Below are 20,816 nucleotides of genomic sequence, written 5' to 3'. Positions count from 1 at the left end.
GTTTAACGGGGATAATATACGCGACGGAAGTGATGATGGTGGAGGAAGGATGACTCGGCGCGTAGCGCCTTGCCCTTGGGGTCGTTGCCTGCGGCAACGCTTTCTCGCTGCGCTCGAATCGAACCTTAGTCGAAGCTTCTCATCCTTCCCCGCACGGAGAGATATAAGGCAGTGTGCTTAACGGGGATAATATACGCGACGGAAGTAATGGTGGTGGGGGAAGGATTCGAACCTTCGAAGTCGATGACGGCAGATTTACAGTCTGCTCCCTTTGGCCGCTCGGGAACCCCACCAGGGGTATACTAATTTTATGAATCTACCGGAATGAATGGTGGTGGGGGAAGGATTCGAACCTTCGAAGTCGATGACGACAGATTTACAGTCTGTTCCCTTTGGCCGCTCGGGAACCCCACCACGGGGTAATGCTTAATACCGGCCTGCTTCCTTTCGGTAAGCGGGGCGCATCATATCAAATGACGCGCCGCTGTAAAGCATTCCTTTGCCTGAAATGTACTGTTTGCGTACTTTTCATCCGTAACGGATTAAAGCTAATCAATTAATATTACTGACGATTAAAGAATAATCGTCCGGTTGCCGTAAACAAAGACTCGCTGCGCCAGAACCTGATACAGCGCGCGGCTTAATACGTTTTTCTCAACGTCGCGTCCGGCACGCATCATATCTTCTGCGGTGTAGGTGTGATCCACGTGAATCACATCTTGCATAATGATCGGACCTTCATCCAAATTATCATTCACATAGTGCGCGGTAGCGCCGATGATTTTCACGCCGCGCTCATAGGCCTGGTGATAAGGTCGCGCGCCGATAAACGCTGGCAGGAATGAGTGGTGGATATTGATAATCTTGTTCGGGAATCGTGCCACAAAATCTGGAGTTAAAACGCGCATATACTTGGCCAGTACCACATAGTCTGGTTGATGAGCGTCAATGGCGTCTGCCATCTTCCGGTCATGTTCTTCACGCGTTAATCCCTCATGACTGACCAGTTCGAAAGGGATCTCAAAGCGCTCAACCAGTGAACGTAATGTTTCATGGTTGCCAATGACCGCGGCGATTTCAACATCCAGCCCGCCATAGTTGGCTTTCATTAGCAGGTCACCCAGACAATGCGCCTCTTTGGTAACCAGAATCACTACCCGACGGCGTCCGGCAGGATTCAGTTCGCGAACAGAGCCTTCCGGTAAGGCGCTGTCTAGATCCGCCAGGAGAGTGGAATCATTGAAGATGCCTTCCAGCTCGGTTCGCATAAAAAAGCGCCCGGTACGATGGTCAACAAATTCATTATTTTGCACAATATTAAGCTCATGCTTATAGCAAATGTTGGTAATGCGCGCGATAAGGCCTTTTTGATCGGGACAAATAGTACGCAGAACTTTACGTTGTAGTGATTGCATTGCCAGAAAAATCCTGTTGAGAGTGTTTGCTGTATCGATACTGTCAGGCGTCACTGGCCACAGCACTTTTTAAATTTTTTGCCTGATCCGCATGGGCAGGGATCATTTCGACCCAACTGCGGGCGGGTACCGTCAATATAATACCACTGACCGTTTTCTTTGATAAAACGGGAGCGTTCGATAATCGCCCTAGTTTTCCCTTGTTCGGAAAAACGCGCGATAAAACTAACATAACCTGTATTTCCTGCTTCTGACCAGTTATGTTCAAAAATAGTCAGGCCGAGCCACTTGGTATTGGCAAATCCGGCGATGATATCATCGCGAAACGCGGCCGCATTGCAGGTTGGATGCCAGCTCTTAATTAAGTAATCTGCGTCTTTCATCACAAAAGCGCAGTAACGAGAGCGCATGAGATGTGACGGATCGGGTGCTACTCGTTCTCCGGACACAATACGACCACAACATAGGCTATACTCGTCACCGCTACCACAGGGACAAGGCTGAGACACAATAATCTCCCTGAATATAAAAAACGGCGTTGAACGCCAGGGTGGCATTATGTTAACTGAGCAGTGGCGATGTTGCTACGTCTTAAAGCCAGGGGAAGTCGTTAAGTACGATGAGAAAAATGAAAATAGGGCTGGCGCTGGGATCTGGCGCGGCGAGAGGATGGTCTCATATTGGGGTCATCAAAGCCCTCAAGCAAACAGGCATTGATATTGATATTGTTGCAGGATGCTCAATAGGTTCACTGGTCGGCGCCGCGTATGCCTGTAATAAGTTGTCGGCGCTTGAACAGTGGATATGCTCATTCCGTTATTGGGATGTTCTACGCCTGATGGATTTATCATGGGGCAGAGGAGGGTTGCTTCGCGGCGAACGCGTATTTAATCACTATCGGGACATTATGCCTGTCACGGATTTTGACCACTGTTCACGACGATTTGGCGCGGTCGCGACGAATCTTAGCACCGGGCGGGAGTTATGGTTTACTGAGGGCGATCTACACCTTGCTGTGCGCGCATCGTGCAGTATGCCAGGGCTGATGTCTCCGGTTGAACATAACGGTTACTGGCTGGTAGATGGCGCGGTAGTCAATCCGGTTCCTGTCTCGTTAACCCGGGCGATGGGCGCTGATATCGTTATTGCGGTAGACCTGCAACATGATGCCCACCTCATGCAGCAAGATTTGCTCTCTGTAAATGTAGGGAATATAAATGAAGAGAGTGATGATTCGCTGCCCTGGCATAAGCGTTTAAAAGAACGTTTCAGTAGTCTGACTTCACGCCGTGGCGTGAGTACGCCAGGGGCAATGGAAATCATGACAACATCCATTCAGGTGTTGGAAAATCGTCTTAAACGTAACCGTATGGCTGGCGATCCGCCTGATATTCTCATTCAACCATTCTGTCCGCAAATCTCTACGCTGGATTTTCATCGCGCCCATGTCGCTATTGCGGCGGGTCAGTTAGCCGTAGAGAAAAAGATGGACGAACTTATGCCCTTGGTGCGTACCGACGTTTAATGTACCTTTTACGATCACTTAAGCAAATTCTGACAGGCGCGAGTGGCAATACCATGCCACTATTGATCAAAGCCAGTCAGGGGAGAGAACATGACGCAGCCATTGGTTGGAAAACAGATTCTTATTGTTGAAGACGAGCCTGTATTTCGCTCGCTTCTGGATTCGTGGTTTTCCTCTTTGGGAGCGACAACGGCATTGGCTGGCGACGGGGTAGATGCCCTGGAGTTGATGGGGCATTTTACGCCCGATCTCATGATTTGTGATATTGCCATGCCGAGAATGAACGGTCTCAAACTGGTAGAAAACTTACGCAATCGCGGAGACCAGACGCCTATTCTGGTTATTTCCGCAACAGAAAATATGGCGGATATCGCCAAAGCGTTACGCCTTGGGGTTGAAGATGTATTGCTGAAGCCGGTAAAAGATCTCAACCGCTTGCGGGAAACCGTATTTGCTTGCTTGTACCCTAATATGTTTAACTCGCGGGTTGAAGAGGAAGAACGCCTGTTTCGGGACTGGGATGCGATGGTGAGTAATCCGACCGCTGCGGCGCAATTGTTGCAAGAGTTGCAGCCTCCGGTACAGCAGGTGATTTCTCACTGCCGCATTAATTATCGACAGCTTGTCTCTGCCGATCAACCTGGACTGGTGCTGGATATTGCGCCGCTTTCTGATAATGAACTGGCATTTTATTGCCTGGATGTAACCCGGGCTGGAGATAATGGCGTGTTAGCCGCATTGTTGCTTCGGGCGCTATTTAACGGCTTATTGCAGGAGCAGCTCGGTCAACAAAATCACCGTTTACCAGAGTTGGGCACCCTATTAAAGCAGGTAAATCATCTGCTCAGACAAGCCAATTTACCCGGTCAATTCCCGCTATTTGTCGGCTACTATCACAGCGGACTCAAAAATTTGATTCTCGTCTCCGCCGGATTGAACGCTACATTAAATACGGGCGTTCATCAGGTTCAAATCAGCAACGGCGTGCCGTTAGGCACATTGGGCAAAGCCTATCTAAACCAATTAAGCCAGCGTTGCGACTCATGGCAGTGTCAAATATGGGGCGCAGGAGGACGCCTGCGGTTGATGTTGTCTGCGGAATGACCAAACGGGAGAGCGGGCGAAAATTGCTTTACCGGCCTTTCCCGACGAGTGTTACTATCTGCGGTAGATTTATAAGTATTTGTCTTAATTATACCAAGATAAGTCCTTTTTGGACCTGAGGCTTGTTCTGGTACTGATATACTGGAACACGATGCAGATTAATGAACACGTTCAATATATGAACAGTCCAGGAGAATTTTAAATGGCTGCCCTTTATTCGAAAGTCAAAAAAGCCGTTATCCCGGTCGCGGGACTGGGAACCAGGATGCTGCCAGCGACCAAAGCGATCCCGAAAGAGATGTTGCCGCTGGTTGATAAGCCATTAATTCAGTACGTCGTGAACGAATGTATCGCTGCTGGCATTACTGAAATTGTGCTTGTTACTCATTCTTCTAAAAATTCCATTGAAAACCACTTTGATACCAGTTTTGAATTGGAAGCAATGCTGGAAAAACGCGTTAAGCGTCAGCTTCTGGAAGAGGTCCAGTCTATTTGCCCCCCGCATGTCACTATTATGCAGGTACGTCAGGGGTTGGCAAAAGGCTTGGGTCATGCCGTATTGTGCGCGTATCCTGTAGTCGGAAACGAACCTGTCGCCGTTATTCTGCCAGACGTTATTCTTGACGAATATGAGTCCGATCTGTCTCAGGATAACCTGGCTGAAATGATCCGCCGTTTCGACGAAACTGGAAATAGTCAGATTATGGTTGAGCCAGTAGAAGATGTGACGGCTTACGGCGTTGTAAATTGCAAAGGCATTGAGCTGGCGCCGGGTGAAAGCGTACCTATGGTTGGTGTAGTTGAAAAACCAAAAGCGGATGTCGCGCCTTCTAACCTTGCGATTGTCGGACGTTATGTACTGAGCGCGGATATCTGGGCATTATTAGCGAAAACTCCTCCGGGTGCCGGGGATGAAATTCAGTTGACCGATGCTATTGATATGCTGATCGAAAAAGAAACGGTTGAAGCCTACCACATGAAGGGCAAAAGCCATGACTGTGGTAATAAGCTGGGATATATGCAGGCATTTGTTGAATATGGCATCCGTCATAATTCTCTGGGCGCTGAATTTAAAGCCTGGCTTGAAGAAGAAATGGGTATTAAGAAGTAACGATACGTTATAAATTTTTAACAGAAGCGCTGGGATATCCGGCGCTTTTTTTATGTTTATCTGTGGTAGGAGAGAACACAGGCAAAAAAAATCCCGCCAGCGGCGGGATTTTAAGCAACCGCGAAGTAATTATTCCTTGATCAGGAAGTCTTCCAGCTGCTTACCTTGTTCTTCCATTGCTTTTTTGATTACAGCTGGTGTACGACCCTGGCCAGTCCAGGTTTTAGTTTCACCGTTTTCGTCAACATAGCTATATTTAGCCGGACGAGCCGCACGTTTAGCTTTAGTACCGGATTTCGCGGCAGCCATGCTATTCAGCAGTTCATTCGGGTCAATGCCATCAGCAATTAACATTTCACGGTACTGTTGCAGTTTACGAGTACGCTCTTCCACTTCAGCAGCAGCAGCGCTTTCTTCTTCACGACGCTCGTTAACGACAACTTCTAATTTCTCCAGCATTTCTTCAAGCGTTTCCAGAGTGCATTCTCTTGCCTGCGCACGAAGAGTACGGATGTTGTTAAGAATTTTAAGTGCTTCGCTCATTGTAGTAATCTCAAACTTATATTGGGGTGGTTTGTTGAGCTAATAATAGAGCGATAAATTCAGTTGTGCAATAGCCAGGAATGTAAGGAATTCAAAATTACGCTTTATTAAGTACACGTCTTAATTATCTCAACTTAAATTTTTCTTGAGACGACGCACAAAAAAGAGCTTATTGGCAGGGGGGATACTCATCGCCTGTCGCTAAAAATTTAGGATTCAGGTCACATTTTATCACTATGAAATACGATCTCATTGCAGAGATATCAATCTCTTGTATTAGCTTCCCTTACAAGAAACCCCTATTACTTTGCACCAGGTATGAGTAACGGTAACAATAAGTACAAGGTTTTCATATTGGTGGGTGATGATAAGCATTGTTGATGAATTTTAACGGCCTAATTTGTGAAGGAATGTGTATAGTGAGCGATGTTTGCACAATTTTTAATACTCACCGGAGCGTAAGTCGCGCCGTCGCGCCGGTAAATTATGGTACAATCCCGCCAATCTTTATTTCACCCAGGTGAGGTCCTGCGCCCAATGGCACAGCTATATTTCTACTATTCGGCAATGAATGCGGGTAAGTCGACTGCACTGCTGCAATCTTCATACAATTATCAGGAACGCGGGATGCGTACCGTCGTATATACGGCGGAAATCGACGATCGTTTCGGCACAGGCAAAATCAGCTCTCGTATCGGTTTGTCGTCGCCGGCAAAATTGTTTAACCAAAATACATCCTTGTTTGAAGAGATTCGTGCTGAGAACGCGCGGCAGACAATACATTGCGTGTTAGTCGATGAAAGCCAGTTTTTGACTCGCCAGCAGGTTTATCAATTATCCGAGGTTGTCGACAAATTAGATATTCCGGTACTTTGCTATGGCCTACGAACAGACTTTCGTGGGGAGCTCTTTGTTGGTAGTCAATACTTACTGTCATGGTCAGATAAGCTGGTGGAGTTAAAAACTATCTGTTTTTGCGGTCGTAAAGCCAGTATGGTTCTTCGCCTCGATCAGGACGGCAGGCCTTATAACGAAGGCGAGCAGGTGGTTATTGGCGGGAATGAGCGTTACGTTTCGGTTTGCCGTAAGCATTATAAGGACTCGCTGGAGGAGGGCTCACTGACAGAGATTCAAGAGCGTCATCGGCACATTTGATGCAGGGATTGCGTCTGAGCCAATAAAATGCCTATTGTGCTTTTGGATTTATTATTGAGGCTACTGTTGCTACTATTGCAGGGTAGTTGCGTGATCGCATAGGCCCGATAAGCGTAGCGCCATCAGGCGCCTGACAAGCAGGTACAACAAAAAACGGCCTCAATTGAGGCCGTTTTGTCACGGTAAGGCGGATAACGAATTAAGCGGATTTTTTCGCTTTCTTCTCTGCTTTCGGTGTGGCAACGACATCTTTCTTCGCTACAACTTCACCTTCGGTGAAATCACGACCGTAGTAGGTATCCAGCAGAATCTGTTTCAGTTCGGAGATCAGCGGATAACGCGGGTTAGCGCCGGTGCACTGGTCATCAAAGGCATCTTCAGACAGTTTGTCCACATTTGCCAGGAAGTCAGCTTCCTGCACGCCTGCTTCACGAATGGATTTAGGAATGCCCAGCTCAGCTTTAATGCTTTCCAGCCATGCCAGCAGTTTTTCAATCTTAGCGGCGGTACGATCGCCCGGCGCGCTCAGGCCCAGGTGGTCAGCAATTTCCGCATAGCGACGGCGTGCCTGCGGACGATCGTACTGGCTGAAAGCGGTCTGCTTGGTCGGGTTGTCATTCGCGTTGTAGCGGATAACGTTACAAATCAGCAGGGCGTTCGCCAGACCGTGCGGAATGTGGAACTGAGAGCCCAGTTTGTGCGCCATGGAGTGACATACACCCAGGAAGGCGTTGGCAAACGCGATACCAGCGATAGTCGCCGCACTGTGAACACGTTCACGCGCAACCGGGTTTTTAGACCCTTCGTGGTAAGACGCTGGCAGGTTTTCTTTCAGCAGTTTCAGCGCTTGCAACGCCTGACCGTCAGAGAACTCAGATGCCAGGACGGAAACGTAAGCTTCCAGAGCGTGAGTTACCGCATCCAGACCACCGAACGCACACAGGGACTTCGGCATATCCATCACCAGGTTGGCATCGACAATCGCCATATCCGGGGTCAGGGCGTAGTCAGCCAGCGGATATTTCTGACCGGTGGCGTCGTCGGTTACAACGGCAAACGGCGTAACTTCAGAACCGGTACCGGAGGTGGTAGTGACGGCGATCATTTTCGCTTTTACGCCCATTTTCGGGAACTTGTAGATACGTTTACGGATGTCCATAAAACGCAGCGCCAGTTCTTCGAAGTGGGTTTCCGGATGTTCGTACATCACCCACATGATTTTCGCTGCATCCATCGGAGAACCGCCGCCCAGCGCGATGATCACGTCTGGTTTGAAGGAGTTAGCCAGCTCAGCGCCTTTGCGAACAACAGAAAGGGTCGGGTCAGCTTCCACTTCAAAGAACACTTCGGTTTCAACGCCAGCCGCTTTCAGAACAGAGGTGATCTGGTCAGCATAGCCGTTGTTGAACAGGAAACGGTCGGTCACGATGAGCGCACGTTTGTGGCCATCGGTAATCACTTCATCCAGCGCGATGGGCAGCGAGCCACGGCGGAAGTAAATAGATTTCGGAAGTTTGTGCCACAACATGTTTTCAGCTCGCTTAGCAACGGTTTTCTTGTTGATCAGGTGTTTCGGACCAACGTTTTCAGAGATGGAGTTACCACCCCAGGAACCACAACCCAGAGTCAGGGAAGGCGCGAGTTTAAAGTTGTACAGGTCGCCGATACCACCCTGAGAAGCCGGGGTGTTAATCAGGATACGCGCGGTTTTCATCTTCTGACCGAAGTAGTTAACGCGATCTTGCTGGTTGTCCTGGTCGGTGTACAGACAAGAGGTGTGACCGATACCGCCCATAGCGACCAGTTTTTCTGCTTTTTCTACCGCTTCTTCGAAATCTTTCGCACGGTACATCGCCAGAGTGGGAGACAGTTTTTCGTGAGCGAACGGTTCGCTTTCGTCAACAACCGTGACTTCACCGATCAGAATCTTGGTGGTCTCTGGTACGGAGAAGCCTGCAAGTTCAGCGATTTTGTATGCTGGCTGACCAACGATAGCGGCGTTCAGCGCGCCATTTTTCAGGATAACGTTCTGAACCGCTTTCAGCTCCTGGCCCTGCAGCATGTAGCCGCCGTGGCTGGCGAAACGTTCGCGAACGGCATCATAGACAGAATCAACAACGACAACAGACTGCTCAGAAGCACAGATGACGCCGTTATCGAAGGTTTTGGACATCAGAACAGACGCTACAGCGCGTTTGATATCCGCGGTTTCATCAATAACAACTGGGGTGTTGCCTGCGCCTACGCCGATTGCCGGCTTACCGGAGCTGTACGCAGCTTTCACCATGCCCGGACCGCCAGTGGCGAGGATCAGATTGATGTCCGGGTGGTGCATCAGCGCATTAGACAGTTCTACGGAAGGTTGATCGATCCAGCCAATCAGATCTTTCGGCGCGCCGGCAGCGATAGCGGCTTGTAGCACGATATCAGCGGCTTTGTTAGTCGCCTCTTTTGCTCGTGGATGCGGGGAGAAGATGATGGCGTTACGAGTCTTCAGGCTAATCAGCGATTTGAAGATCGCGGTAGAGGTCGGGTTAGTGGTTGGAACAATACCGCAAATAATACCGATAGGTTCTGCAATAGTGATGGTCCCGAAGGTGTCGTCTTCAGACAGCACGCCGCAGGTTTTTTCATCTTTATAGGCGTTGTAAATATATTCAGAAGCGAAGTGGTTTTTAATCACTTTATCTTCGATGATACCCATACCGGATTCGGCAACGGCCATTTTAGCCAGCGGAATTCGGGCATCAGCGGCGGCCAGAGCGGCAGCGCGGAAGATTTTGTCGACTTGTTCTTGAGTGAAACTGGCATATTCACGCTGGGCTTTTTTTACACGCTCTACGAGCGCGTTAAGTTCAGCGACATTAGTAACAGCCATAGTGCTCTCCTGATAATGTTAAACTTTTTTAGTAAATCATCTGCGCGATACGTGAGTATAGACAGATCGACGATAATTTGTATAACTTCCTGAAATTCAGGCGGTTACTTAACGTCTGTATCGCTCTGATTTACTAAAAGAGCTTCTGCGTTAGCCTCATTTAGCCCTAACGCGTTACGTTCAGGTGGCGTTAGCAAGATTACTCACTTCTGAGTAGTGATTGTGTGATCTAAATCAAGTTTACGCAAAGCTGACACCTTTCAGCAGGCCATTTTAGCGTTTTTACGTTAAGTGTTAAGAAATGGTTGTTATGAATAATGAGTGGGTTAGCATAACTAGTACATATTAATAACAGCAATGAATGGATGAAATTAGGTGTAGATAAGAGGTGAACTATGCGAATAAATGGCGTATCTTCTGCGCGTTTTGATCATTAACGAACATTGACTTCATCCGGCTGACGCTTCGGAGCTGACCGTGATTCAAACGCTTTTTGATTTTCCTGTGTACTTTAAGTTTTTTATTGGGCTCTTTGCGCTGGTTAATCCGGTGGGGATTATTCCTGTTTTCATCAGCATGACCAGCTACCAGACGGCCACGGCGCGTAATAAAACCAACCTCACCGCGAATCTGTCGGTAGCGATTATCTTGTGGAGTTCTTTATTCCTTGGAGATGGCATCCTGCAGCTGTTTGGCATTTCAATTGATTCGTTCAGAATTGCAGGCGGTATCCTGGTCGTCACCATTGCGATGTCGATGATCAGCGGTAAGCTGGGGGAAGATAAACAAAACAAGCAAGAAAAATCAGAGACAGCCATACGCGAGAGCATTGGCGTTGTGCCGTTAGCGCTACCGCTGATGGCGGGCCCTGGAGCGATTAGCTCAACGATCGTCTGGGGGACGCGTTATCACAGCATTGCCCATCTGCTTGGTTTTTCAGTGGCCATTGCGCTTTTTGCGCTTTGCTGCTGGGGCGTGTTTCGCATGGCGCCGTGGCTGGTTCGTTTACTGGGGCAAACCGGTATCAACGTTATCACCCGAATCATGGGGTTATTGTTAATGGCGCTCGGCATCGAATTTATTGTCACAGGTATAAAAGGCATTTTCCCCGGCTTGCTCAACTAAATTCCCACCCATTGATTTACAGGCGGCGTCCTAAGGAGCCGCCTTGTGACATCCTCACGTAAAACTTGTTATTTTGATGAGTATTCAGCGCTGAAATGATAAGGAATACTAATACAGCCTTATATTGTTTATTTTTATTAATCAAAGGATTATTAACATTATTCAGCCCGTGAGAAGCGGTGCGACTGTTATTTTATTCACATCATACTCTGGAGCTTGATGAAGGATTATTGAAATGTTATTAGTTGTTTCAGCGCCGCCTTAGATGAATGTGCTAAATAATGAACAATTGTTAAATTTGTGTGCGTTTTTTGACGCAACCAGATTCTGCAGGGCAATAAGGAAGTGATTTCATTCTATTTCTTTGATTATAAATAATTAATTAAAATTTTTTAACGCTTTGCTGCCGTTTTTACGTGCAGAAAATTTTCTATAAAAGAGAATTGGTTAACAAATTCGTAAAATGTATTGGCGGTTCAGTAATGCATTTGATACTTTCCGGCCAAACATTTTGCAGAAGATTTTACATTGTTGATAACTAGTTTCATTTAGATGTTTGTCAAAAATAATGTACGACGTGGACAGGTACGTCGTATACCGAATCGACGAAAGGCGATCGAACGAATCGTCAGAATAAATAAAGTCGGTGATAGCAAAAGTAGTGACAGACCTGACAGTACACCTCCGGTGCTGTACAGGAACCCTGAAGGGATTAAACCGGTTGGTAAAAACCAGTAATTATAATGAGTGGAGTACAAACACAATGTCTAACATCACGAAAAAAAGTTTGATTGCAGCGGGAATACTCGCTGCGCTCATGGCCGCCAGCGCCGCGAATGCGGCAGACGTGCCCGCAGGCGTTCAGTTAGCTGACAAGCAAACGTTGGTGCGCAACAATGGTTCAGAAGTGCAATCTCTTGACCCGCATAAAATCGAAGGCGTGCCGGAATCGAACGTCAACCGTGACCTCTTCGAAGGCTTATTAATTAGCGACGTAGAAGGGCATCCTTCACCGGGCGTCGCGGAAAAATGGGAAAATAAAGATTTTAAAGTCTGGACATTCCATCTGCGCAAAAATGCGAAATGGTCAGATGGTACGCCCGTCACCGCCAGTGATTTTGTTTATAGCTGGCAACGCCTGGCCGATCCTAATACGGCATCGCCGTATGCCAGCTATCTGCAATACGGGCATATCGCTAATATTGATGATATTATCGCCGGTAAAAAGCCCGCCACCGAGTTGGGGGTAAAAGCGCTTGATGATCACACCTTTGAAGTGACCTTGGGTGAGCCGGTGCCTTATTTCTACAAATTGTTAGTTCACCCCTCCGTGTCTCCCGTACCGAAATCAACAGTCGAAAAATTCGGCGATAAATGGACGCAGCCGGCCAATATTGTCACCAACGGCGCCTATAAGTTAAAAAACTGGGTGGTGAACGAACGTATCGTGCTGGAGCGTAACCCGCAATACTGGGATAACGACAAAACCGTTATCAATCAGGTGACTTATTTGCCTATCTCTTCAGAAGTGACGGATGTGAACCGCTACCGCAGCGGCGAGATCGATATGACTTATAACAATATGCCGATCGAATTATTCCAGAAACTGAAAAAAGAGATCCCTAATGAAGTTCGCGTAGACCCTTATTTGTGTACCTATTATTACGAAATTAACAACCAAAAAGCGCCGTTTAACGATGTCCGCGTGCGTACAGCGCTGAAACTGGCGTTAGATCGCGACATTATTGTTAATAAGGTTAAAAATCAGGGCGATTTACCTGGTTACAGCTACACGCCGCCGTATACCGATGGCGCAAAACTTGTAGAGCCTGAGTGGTTCAAATGGTCACAAAAAAAACGTAACGAAGAAGCGAAGAAATTGTTGACGGAAGCCGGTTTTACGGCGGATAAGCCTTTAACATTCGACCTGCTGTATAATACCTCCGATCTGCACAAAAAACTGGCGATTGCCGTGGCGTCGATCTGGAAGAAAAATCTGGGCGCCAATGTGAAGCTGGAGAATCAGGAATGGAAAACCTTCCTGGACACCCGTCATCAGGGCGCCTTTGATGTTGCGAGAGCCGCGTGGTGCGCAGATTATAACGAACCGACCTCATTCCTGAATACCATGTTATCCGACAGCTCAAACAATACTGCGCATTACAAGAGCCCGGCGTTCGACAAGCTGATTGCCGACACGCTGAAGGTGACAGATGACGCGCAGCGCAGCGAACTGTACGCTAAAGCGGAGCAGCAGTTAGATCAAGATTCCGCCATTGTGCCAGTGTATTACTATGTTAACGCGCGCCTGGTGAAACCCTGGGTGGGCGGTTATACCGGTAAAGACCCGCTGGATAATATCTATGTGAAAAACTTGTATATTATCAAACATTAATGGCAATACATGGGATAACAACGGTTATCCCATGGTGTCTTTTCTTATCGCACTATAATTTTCCCTGACGGGCCAGTGTGTTACGGCAGGGAAGTAAAGGCACACGCCAGAAGGTACGGGCAATGTTGAAATTTATTTTACGCCGCTGTCTGGAAGCGATTCCGACGCTATTTATTCTTATTACCATCTCCTTCTTTATGATGCGCCTCGCGCCGGGCAGCCCTTTTACCGGCGAACGCGCATTGCCGCCGGAAGTGCTGGCCAATATTGAAGCGAAATATCATCTGAACGATCCCATCATGACGCAGTACTTCAGCTATCTGAAGCAGTTGGCGCATGGCGATTTTGGACCATCGTTTAAATACAAAGATTACACGGTCAACGATCTGGTTGCCTCCAGCTTCCCCGTTTCGGCGAAACTTGGCGCCGCAGCCTTTTTGCTGGCGGTCATTATTGGCGTCAGCGCTGGCGTGATTGCCGCGTTAAAGCAAAATACACGATGGGACTATACGGTTATGGGGTTTGCCATGACCGGCGTCGTTATCCCCAGTTTTGTGGTAGCGCCATTACTGGTGATGGTATTTGCGATAACGCTGCAATGGCTGCCTGGCGGCGGCTGGAACGGCGGGGCGCTGAAATTTATGATCCTCCCGATGGTTGCGCTTTCATTGGCCTATATTGCCAGCATCGCACGTATTACACGCGGCTCAATGATTGAAGTTCTGCATTCAAACTTTATTCGTACCGCGCGGGCAAAAGGGTTGCCGATGCGCAGAATCATCTTCCGCCATGCGTTAAAACCTGCGCTGTTGCCGGTTTTGTCGTACATGGGGCCAGCCTTTGTCGGCATTATTACCGGTTCAATGGTGATTGAAACTATTTATGGCTTACCGGGCATTGGACAGCTTTTCGTTAATGGCGCGCTTAACCGCGATTATTCACTGGTGCTAAGTTTGACCATTTTAGTCGGGGCGCTGACCATTTTGTTTAACGCCATTGTCGATGTGCTTTATGCTGTTATCGACCCGAAAATCCGTTACTGATACTGGAGCTCGCAATGATGTTAAGTAAGAAAAACAGCGAGACGCTGGAAAATTTCAGTGAAAAGCTGGAGGTGGAAGGCCGTAGCCTTTGGCAGGATGCCCGCCGACGTTTTATGCATAACCGCGCGGCGGTGACCAGCCTTATTGTCCTGTTCCTGATTGCCTTATTCGTGACAGCGGCGCCTATGTTGTCGCAATTTACCTATTTCGATACCGACTGGGGCATGATGTCCAGCGCGCCGGATATGGCGTCCGGCCACTATTTCGGTACCGACTCTTCCGGTCGCGATCTGCTGGTACGCGTCGCCATCGGCGGGCGTATCTCATTGATGGTTGGAATTGCCGCCGCGCTGGTCGCGGTCATTGTTGGAACGCTGTATGGCTCGCTGTCCGGGTATCTGGGCGGCAAAATTGATTCCGTGATGATGCGTCTGCTGGAGATCCTCAACTCGTTCCCGTTTATGTTCTTTGTGATTTTGCTGGTGACGTTCTTTGGGCAGAACATTCTGTTGATTTTCGTCGCCATCGGCATGGTCTCCTGGCTTGATATGGCGCGTATCGTGCGTGGTCAAACCCTGAGTCTTAAACGTAAAGAGTTCATCGAAGCCGCGCAGGTCGGCGGCGTGTCGACCGCCAGCATCGTAATCCGCCATATTGTGCCTAACGTCCTGGGCGTGGTGGTGGTATATGCCTCGTTGCTGGTGCCCAGCATGATTCTGTTTGAGTCTTTCCTCAGTTTCCTGGGGCTTGGAACGCAGGAGCCATTAAGCAGTTGGGGAGCGTTGCTGAGCGATGGCGCAAATTCAATGGAAGTCTCACCGTGGCTGCTGCTGTTTCCGGCTGGCTTTCTCGTGGTGACGTTATTCTGTTTTAACTTTATTGGCGATGGCCTGCGTGACGCCCTCGACCCGAAAGATCGCTAAGGAGTACAGCCATGAGCTTATCAGAAACCGCAAGCGCGACTCAGGCGCAGCAACAGGCGAATGTACTGCTGGAGGTAAACGATCTTCGCGTCACGTTTACCACGCCTGATGGCGATGTGACGGCGGTCAACGATCTGAACTTTACGCTTCACGCCGGAGAAACGTTAGGCATTGTTGGCGAGTCTGGTTCGGGGAAATCGCAAACCGCGTTCGCATTAATGGGATTGTTGGCGACGAATGGCCGAATCGGGGGTTCTGCGGCCTTCAACGGACGTGAAATTCTTAATCTACCGGAGCGCGAACTGAATACGCTGCGCGCGGAACAGATTTCGATGATTTTTCAGGACCCGATGACCTCGCTAAATCCTTATATGCGCGTTGGGGAGCAGTTAATGGAAGTCCTGATGCTGCATAAAGGCATGAGCAAAGCGGAAGCCTTTGATGAGTCCGTCAGAATGCTGGATGCAGTAAAAATGCCGGAAGCGCGCAAGCGGATGAAAATGTACCCGCACGAATTTTCAGGCGGAATGCGTCAACGTGTGATGATTGCGATGGCGCTGTTGTGCAGGCCGAAACTGCTCATTGCCGATGAGCCTACCACCGCGCTTGATGTTACCGTGCAGGCGCAGATTATGACCTTACTTAACGAGCTAAAGCGCGAATTTAATACCGCCATTATCATGATTACTCATGATCTGGGCGTGGTAGCGGGCATTTGCGATAAGGTCCTGGTGATGTATGCGGGGCGCACAATGGAATACGGTAAGGCGAGCGATGTCTTTTATCAGCCCGTTCATCCTTATTCGATCGGCCTACTTAATGCAGTGCCGCGTCTTGATGGCGAGGAAGGGGAAATGTTAACGATTCCGGGCAATCCGCCCAATTTATTGCGTTTGCCTAAAGGCTGTCCATTCCAGCCGCGTTGTCCTTATGCGATGGAGATTTGTAATAATGCGCCGCCACTTGAAGTGTTTAGTCCTGGTCGCCTACGCGCCTGTTTTAAACCGGTGGAGGAACTGCTATGAATGCCGCGATTGAACAACGTAAAGTCCTCCTCGAAATCGCCGATCTGAAAGTCCATTTCGACATTAAAGAAGGGAAACAGTGGTTCTGGCAACCGCCGAAAACGCTGAAAGCGGTGGACGGCGTTACGTTACGCCTGTATGAAGGCGAAACGCTGGGCGTGGTTGGCGAATCCGGCTGCGGTAAGTCGACGTTTGCGCGCGCCATTATTGGTCTGGTGAAAGCAACAGATGGTAAAGTCGCTTGGCTGGGAAAAGATCTGCTGGGCATGAGACCGGATGAGTGGCGCGAGGTGCGCAGCGATATCCAGATGATTTTCCAGGACCCGCTTGCGTCGCTTAACCCGCGGATGACGATTGGCGAAATTATCGCTGAACCGCTGCGCACTTACCATCCTAAGCTTTCGCGTCAGGACGTACGCGACCGCGTGAAAGCAATGATGCTGAAAGTGGGGCTGTTGCCGAATCTCATCAACCGTTATCCCCATGAGTTTTCCGGAGGGCAGTGCCAGCGCATCGGTATTGCCCGGGCGTTGATCCTTGAACCCAAGCTCATTATTTGCGATGAGCCGGTGTCGGCGCTGGACGTCTCTATTCAGGCGCAGGTGGTAAATTTGCTCCAGCAATTACAGCGCGAGATGGGGCTATCGTTGATTTTTATTGCGCACGATCTGGCGGTCGTAAAGCATATATCCGATCGTGTATTGGTGATGTATCTCGGTCATGCGATAGAATTAGGCACCTATGACGAGGTGTACCATAATCCGCTGCACCCTTATACCAAAGCGCTGATGTCAGCGGTGCCGATTCCCGATCCCGATCTGGAGCGAAATAAGACGATACAACTGCTGGAAGGCGAGTTACCTTCACCTATTAACCCGCCTTCCGGCTGCGTATTCCGCACACGCTGTCCGATAGCCGGACCGGAGTGCGCGCAAACGCGACCGGTCCTGGAAGGGAGTTTTCGCCATGCGGTTTCCTGCCTTAAAGTAGACCCGTTATAATCGCAAGGGCTGACCATTTGTCAGCCCTTCTTTCAGGTGAGGTTACCGTGTCACTTTCTTTGTCGTCGGTTCGCCGTCGTCTTTATCATAATCTGTTCGATCTGACTACGCGCTCAGGTCGCCGCTTTGAAGGATTATGTGCGCTATTTGCGCTGCTTAGCGTACTGGTCATCTTCGTTGAATCAGGTATAGGAACGGAATATCACCTGACATTTGATGAATGGCATATTTTCGTCTGGCTGGAGCTTTGTATCACCCTGATATTTACCGGTGAATACTTGATCAGACTGTTTAGCTGGCCTGACCCGGCAAAATACGTTTTTAGTTTCTGGGGATTTGTTGATCTGGTGACGATTCTGCCACTGTACGTCATGTGGCTGTGGCCGGAAATCAGCCTGAACTACCTGTTTGCGTGGCGCGCCATGCGAGCAATTCGTGTATTGCGCATTCTGAAACTGCTACGCTTTATGCCATCCCTGCGGGTATTCTGGAGCGCCATTATTAGCGCGCGTCATCAGCTTATACTGTTTTATTCATTTATCGCGATCGTGATGATTATTTTCGGCGCCCTGATGTATCTTATTGAAGGACCGAAATGTGGTTTCACGACGCTTAATGCCTCGGTGTATTGGGCGATAGTGACGGTCACAACCGTGGGGTATGGCGATATCACGCCACACACGCCGTTGGGACGCATTGTCGCGTCGGTGCTTATCCTGATTGGTTATTCGGTGATTGCGATTCCTACTGGACTAATTACCACGCACATGAGCAGCGCGTTTCAGAAACGTCAATGGCAGAGAAAATGTCCGCAGTGCCAGCAAAGCCAGCATGAACACAACGCGCAGTATTGCAATCGATGCGGTAGTAAGCTCCCTGATTAACACACTTGCCGGAGGGGGCAAACGCCATCCGGCCTGAAAACGCTTACTCGCGCCAGAGAATGTGGCACAGCTTGTGGTTCTTTTCCCGGCATAGCAGAACGCGGGCGAAAATGTTGTTAATTTCGCCATCTTCGGTATCCGCCAGGCCAATAACCACCTCGGCAAAAAAGTCTGGATTAAGGTCAAAATCGACGTGCTCTTGCCACTCTTCTGAGGGATCAAACAACTCCGCGCCGCCGCGCTCTTCGAACTGTAAATTGAACAGAATGATGTCGGCTGGGTCGAGATTATCTGCCGCCAGCTCAAGAAAAATATCGTAAGCCTGCTCAAGCGTTTCGTCTTCAGTCAGGCGATTATTCAGATCCATTTCCATGGTGACTACCTATTTATTCATGTTGACCACGTTTTACAGCAATGGACTAAAGAAGTAAAACAATCGCTCGGTGATTCGCTGCCATAACGGACGTTTTACCCACAAACGCGCATCTAAAAGGCGGGAGCGCGAAATATAATCGTCCTGTACCGCAGCCAGATCGGCGCCGAAACCCGTATCATCAATGACCAGCGTAATCTCAAAATTAAGCCACAGGCTACGCATGTCGAGATTAACAGTACCGACCAGGCTCAGTTCGCCATCGACCAGTACGCTTTTGGTATGCAACAGCCCGCCTTCGAACTGATAGATTTTCACGCCCGCTGCCAGTAACTCGCTGAAAAAGGCGCGACTGGCCCAACCAACAAGCAGTGAGTCATTTTTACGGGGCAGAATAATACTTACATCTACTCCGCGCTGCGCTGCGGTGCAAATGGCGTGCAGCAGATCGTCGCTGGGGACGAAGTACGGCGTGGTCATAATTAAATATTCACGCGCAGCATAGGTGGCGGTTAATAACGCCTGGTGAATGAGATCTTCCGGAAAGCCAGGACCGGAGGCAATGGTATGAATGGTATGCCCGCTGGCCTGCTCAAACGGCATAATATTCACGTCCGGCGAGGGAGGCAGAATTCGTTTACCCGTCTCGATTTCCCAATCGCAGGAGTAAACAATCCCCATTGCTGTCGCGACGGGGCCCTCCATCCGCGCCATCAAATCAACCCATTGCCCAACGCCGGCATCCTGTTTGAAAAAACGCGGGTCCACCATATTCATGCTGCCGGTATAAGCGATGTAATTGTCAATCATCACCATTTTACGGTGCTGGCGCAGGTCCATACGACGTAAAAAGACACGCATCAAATTCACCTTAAGCGCCTCTACGACTTCAATGCCAGCATTACGCATCATGGCCGCCCAGGGACTGCGGAAGAAGGCGACGCTACCCGCCGAGTCCAGCATAAGCCGGCAGTGGATGCCGCGGCGGGCGGCGGCCATTAACGATTCTGCGACCTGATCCGCCATGCCGCCTGGCTGCCAGATGTAAAACACCATCTCAATATTATGCCGCGCCAGTTGAATATCGCGAATAAGCGCCTGCATGACATCATCGGAGTCGGTAAGTAATTGCAACTGGTTGCCTTTAACGCCCGCAATGCCCTGACGCCGTTCGCACAGCTTAAATAATGACGATGCGACGCTACTGTTTTCTTGCGCAAAAATATGTTTGCAGGCTTTGAGATCATTCAGCCATTTGGCGGTAGACGGCCACATGGCGCGGGCACGTTCGGCGCGACGTTTGCCTAAGTGCAATTCGCCAACGGACAAATAGGCAATGATCCCGACCAGCGGGAGTATATAGATGATTAATAACCAGGCCATTGCGGAGGGAACTGCGCGCCGTTTCATTAGAATACGTAATGTGACGCCGGCAATGAGAACCCAGTATCCCAAAATGACCAGCCAACTCACCACGGTGTAGAAGGTTGTCATAACTTTAAAAATCCTTTAGAAAGCGTATTGTTAAGAGTTTACGCGTCAGGATTCACATGGCAAATAAAAACGCAGGAAAAGCGCTGGTCTGCATCCGGCGAGGGGGTATAATAGCGTTTCTGTTACAATGAGAGTCGTAAACATGAAGCGTAGTAGAACGGAAGTGGGGCGCTGGCGAATGCTACGTCAGGCTGGCCGCCGTAAAGCGCGTTGGCTTGAAGGGCAATCACGCCGTAATATGCGTATCCACACCATCAGGAAATGCATCTTTAATCGTCAGCGGAATTCATTACTCTTTGCGATTCACGGTGTGTAAGCCAGATAGGGCACCGTATACGGTGCCCAACAGACTATCCTTTTTAAAAAATCTTCTTATACGGTTTGACTAAAACCTGTGCATAGACGCCTGCTGCGACGTAAGGATCCGCATCGGCCCAGGATTGCGCCGCTTCTAAAGTTTCAAATTCAGCGATCACCGTTGACCCGGTAAATCCAGCTACCCCAGGATCATTGCTGTCCACCGCTGGCATCGGCCCGGCAGTTAATAATCGTCCTTCATCATGAAGAAGTTGCAGGCGCGCCAGATGTGCTGGCCGAACCGAGAGGCGTTTTTCAAGCGAGTTGGCATTATCCTGAGAATAAATAACATACAGCACGGGTAGAGCTCCTTAATCGTCATAGTCGCTGATTACGTTATTGGAAAGGGCATTTGACTGCAATGTAAAGATACTGACTTTGTTAAACATGCACATTTTGTGTGGTGTTTTTGTGCGATATCATTTTTTAAATACCGCTATCGGCAATGCCTTATTGAATATGATT

Annotated in this window: 19 protein-coding genes, 2 tRNA genes and 1 other RNA gene; 12 read left to right on the top strand and 10 right to left on the bottom strand. The window is 49.1% G+C overall.

Features of this window, described 5'->3' with window-relative positions; translation table 11 throughout:
* Window positions 1–33: 33 nt before the first annotated feature.
* The 5 genes from F4V61_RS03295 to F4V61_RS03275 all read right to left on the bottom strand — a co-directional run bounded on the left by F4V61_RS03295 (window position 34) and on the right by F4V61_RS03275 (window position 1,924).
* Window positions 34–164: non-coding RNA, RtT sRNA (locus F4V61_RS03295), on the bottom strand.
* A gap of 44 nt (window positions 165–208) precedes the next feature.
* Window positions 209–293: transfer RNA gene (locus tag F4V61_RS03290), tRNA-Tyr, on the bottom strand.
* 36 nt (window positions 294–329) lie between these two features.
* Window positions 330–414 (bottom strand) — tRNA-Tyr (locus F4V61_RS03285).
* A 158-nt stretch (window positions 415–572) separates the two neighbouring features.
* A complete protein-coding gene (purU, locus tag F4V61_RS03280; protein WP_001191153.1) occupies window positions 573–1,415 on the bottom strand; it encodes a formyltetrahydrofolate deformylase in 843 nt (280 codons plus the stop codon).
* A 50-nt stretch (window positions 1,416–1,465) separates the two neighbouring features.
* A complete protein-coding gene (locus tag F4V61_RS03275; protein WP_024131864.1) occupies window positions 1,466–1,924 on the bottom strand; it encodes a YchJ family protein in 459 nt (152 codons plus the stop codon).
* Window positions 1,925–2,034: 110 nt separating this feature from the next.
* Here F4V61_RS03275 and rssA point away from each other — a divergent pair, with 110 nt between their 5' ends.
* The 3 genes from rssA to galU all read left to right on the top strand — a co-directional run bounded on the left by rssA (window position 2,035) and on the right by galU (window position 5,155).
* Entirely contained in the window at window positions 2,035–2,940 is a 906-nt protein-coding gene (gene rssA, locus F4V61_RS03270; RefSeq protein ID WP_012210099.1) for a patatin-like phospholipase RssA, read from the top strand.
* 90 nt (window positions 2,941–3,030) lie between these two features.
* Window positions 3,031–4,044, top strand: coding sequence for a two-component system response regulator RssB (gene rssB, locus F4V61_RS03265; protein ID WP_000193427.1), 1,014 nt, complete (start codon window positions 3,031–3,033; stop codon window positions 4,042–4,044).
* Window positions 4,045–4,246: 202 nt separating this feature from the next.
* Entirely contained in the window at window positions 4,247–5,155 is a 909-nt protein-coding gene (gene galU, locus F4V61_RS03260; protein ID WP_080161180.1) for a UTP--glucose-1-phosphate uridylyltransferase GalU, read from the top strand.
* Between the two features lie 129 nt (window positions 5,156–5,284).
* On the opposite strand, the gene hns is transcribed toward galU, so the two are convergent.
* A complete protein-coding gene (gene hns, locus F4V61_RS03255; protein ID WP_001287383.1) occupies window positions 5,285–5,698 on the bottom strand; it encodes a histone-like nucleoid-structuring protein H-NS in 414 nt (137 codons plus the stop codon).
* Between the two features lie 537 nt (window positions 5,699–6,235).
* On the opposite strand from hns, the gene tdk reads away from it, so the two are divergent.
* A complete protein-coding gene (tdk, locus tag F4V61_RS03250) occupies window positions 6,236–6,853 on the top strand; it encodes a thymidine kinase (RefSeq protein WP_000068105.1) in 618 nt (205 codons plus the stop codon).
* 199 nt (window positions 6,854–7,052) lie between these two features.
* Here the strand turns inward: tdk and adhE are convergent, their stop codons facing one another.
* Window positions 7,053–9,731: a bifunctional acetaldehyde-CoA/alcohol dehydrogenase gene (gene adhE / locus F4V61_RS03245; RefSeq protein WP_080161179.1), complete on the bottom strand. Its 2,679-nt coding sequence runs from the start codon at window positions 9,729–9,731 to the stop codon at window positions 7,053–7,055.
* Between the two features lie 477 nt (window positions 9,732–10,208).
* On the opposite strand from adhE, the gene ychE reads away from it, so the two are divergent.
* The 7 genes from ychE to F4V61_RS03210 all read left to right on the top strand — a co-directional run bounded on the left by ychE (window position 10,209) and on the right by F4V61_RS03210 (window position 18,127).
* On the top strand, window positions 10,209–10,856 hold the full coding sequence (gene ychE, locus F4V61_RS03240) for an NAAT family transporter YchE (protein WP_000616775.1): 648 nt from the start codon (window positions 10,209–10,211) through the stop codon (window positions 10,854–10,856).
* Window positions 10,857–11,619: 763 nt separating this feature from the next.
* Entirely contained in the window at window positions 11,620–13,251 is a 1,632-nt protein-coding gene (gene oppA, locus F4V61_RS03235; RefSeq protein WP_141029340.1) for an oligopeptide ABC transporter substrate-binding protein OppA, read from the top strand.
* A 122-nt stretch (window positions 13,252–13,373) separates the two neighbouring features.
* Window positions 13,374–14,294: an oligopeptide ABC transporter permease OppB gene (oppB, locus tag F4V61_RS03230; RefSeq protein ID WP_000911100.1), complete on the top strand. Its 921-nt coding sequence runs from the start codon at window positions 13,374–13,376 to the stop codon at window positions 14,292–14,294.
* Between the two features lie 14 nt (window positions 14,295–14,308).
* Window positions 14,309–15,217, top strand: a complete 909-nt coding sequence (oppC, locus tag F4V61_RS03225; RefSeq protein WP_000979666.1) for an oligopeptide ABC transporter permease OppC — start codon at window positions 14,309–14,311, stop codon at window positions 15,215–15,217.
* 11 nt (window positions 15,218–15,228) lie between these two features.
* Window positions 15,229–16,242 carry an ABC transporter ATP-binding protein gene (locus tag F4V61_RS03220; RefSeq protein ID WP_000058851.1) on the top strand — a complete coding sequence of 338 codons (1,014 nt, stop codon included), beginning with the start codon at window positions 15,229–15,231 and terminating at the stop codon, window positions 16,240–16,242.
* On the top strand, window positions 16,239–17,243 hold the full coding sequence (gene oppF, locus F4V61_RS03215) for a murein tripeptide/oligopeptide ABC transporter ATP-binding protein OppF (RefSeq protein WP_000990506.1): 1,005 nt from the start codon (window positions 16,239–16,241) through the stop codon (window positions 17,241–17,243). The genes F4V61_RS03220 and oppF overlap by 4 nt, the downstream gene beginning before the upstream one ends.
* A 47-nt stretch (window positions 17,244–17,290) precedes the next feature.
* Window positions 17,291–18,127, top strand: a complete 837-nt coding sequence (locus F4V61_RS03210; protein WP_000059069.1) for an ion transporter — start codon at window positions 17,291–17,293, stop codon at window positions 18,125–18,127.
* 43 nt (window positions 18,128–18,170) lie between these two features.
* Here the strand turns inward: F4V61_RS03210 and F4V61_RS03205 are convergent, their stop codons facing one another.
* Entirely contained in the window at window positions 18,171–18,500 is a 330-nt protein-coding gene (locus F4V61_RS03205; protein ID WP_000425073.1) for an HI1450 family dsDNA-mimic protein, read from the bottom strand.
* Between the two features lie 33 nt (window positions 18,501–18,533).
* On the bottom strand, window positions 18,534–19,994 hold the full coding sequence (cls, locus tag F4V61_RS03200; protein ID WP_000206887.1) for a cardiolipin synthase: 1,461 nt from the start codon (window positions 19,992–19,994) through the stop codon (window positions 18,534–18,536).
* 142 nt (window positions 19,995–20,136) lie between these two features.
* Here cls and F4V61_RS03195 point away from each other — a divergent pair, with 142 nt between their 5' ends.
* Entirely contained in the window at window positions 20,137–20,310 is a 174-nt protein-coding gene (locus F4V61_RS03195) for a YciY family protein (protein WP_023180195.1), read from the top strand.
* 43 nt (window positions 20,311–20,353) lie between these two features.
* Here the strand turns inward: F4V61_RS03195 and F4V61_RS03190 are convergent, their stop codons facing one another.
* Window positions 20,354–20,650 (bottom strand): YciI family protein, encoded by a 297-nt coding sequence (locus F4V61_RS03190; RefSeq protein WP_000967607.1) that lies wholly within the window; start codon window positions 20,648–20,650, stop codon window positions 20,354–20,356.
* Window positions 20,651–20,816: the final 166 nt, after the last annotated feature.

Source organism: Salmonella enterica subsp. arizonae (assembly GCF_008692845.1).
In the GTDB taxonomy this organism is placed as follows: Bacteria; Pseudomonadota; Gammaproteobacteria; order Enterobacterales; family Enterobacteriaceae; genus Salmonella; species Salmonella arizonae.
This window is presented reverse-complemented; position numbering and strand designations above follow the sequence as displayed.

Coding starts and splice junctions, on each gene's coding strand:
- purU (WP_001191153.1), bottom strand. CDS start 1,415: ATGCAATCACTACAACGTAAAGTTCTGCGTACTATTTGTCCCGATCAA.
- rssA (WP_012210099.1), top strand. CDS start 2,035: ATGAGAAAAATGAAAATAGGGCTGGCGCTGGGATCTGGCGCGGCGAGA.
- rssB (WP_000193427.1), top strand. CDS start 3,031: ATGACGCAGCCATTGGTTGGAAAACAGATTCTTATTGTTGAAGACGAG.
- galU (WP_080161180.1), top strand. CDS start 4,247: ATGGCTGCCCTTTATTCGAAAGTCAAAAAAGCCGTTATCCCGGTCGCG.
- hns (WP_001287383.1), bottom strand. CDS start 5,698: ATGAGCGAAGCACTTAAAATTCTTAACAACATCCGTACTCTTCGTGCG.
- tdk (WP_000068105.1), top strand. CDS start 6,236: ATGGCACAGCTATATTTCTACTATTCGGCAATGAATGCGGGTAAGTCG.
- adhE (WP_080161179.1), bottom strand. CDS start 9,731: ATGGCTGTTACTAATGTCGCTGAACTTAACGCGCTCGTAGAGCGTGTA.
- oppA (WP_141029340.1), top strand. CDS start 11,620: ATGTCTAACATCACGAAAAAAAGTTTGATTGCAGCGGGAATACTCGCT.
- oppB (WP_000911100.1), top strand. CDS start 13,374: ATGTTGAAATTTATTTTACGCCGCTGTCTGGAAGCGATTCCGACGCTA.
- oppC (WP_000979666.1), top strand. CDS start 14,309: ATGATGTTAAGTAAGAAAAACAGCGAGACGCTGGAAAATTTCAGTGAA.
- F4V61_RS03220 (WP_000058851.1), top strand. CDS start 15,229: ATGAGCTTATCAGAAACCGCAAGCGCGACTCAGGCGCAGCAACAGGCG.
- oppF (WP_000990506.1), top strand. CDS start 16,239: ATGAATGCCGCGATTGAACAACGTAAAGTCCTCCTCGAAATCGCCGAT.
- F4V61_RS03205 (WP_000425073.1), bottom strand. CDS start 18,500: ATGGAAATGGATCTGAATAATCGCCTGACTGAAGACGAAACGCTTGAG.
- cls (WP_000206887.1), bottom strand. CDS start 19,994: ATGACAACCTTCTACACCGTGGTGAGTTGGCTGGTCATTTTGGGATAC.
- F4V61_RS03195 (WP_023180195.1), top strand. CDS start 20,137: ATGAAGCGTAGTAGAACGGAAGTGGGGCGCTGGCGAATGCTACGTCAG.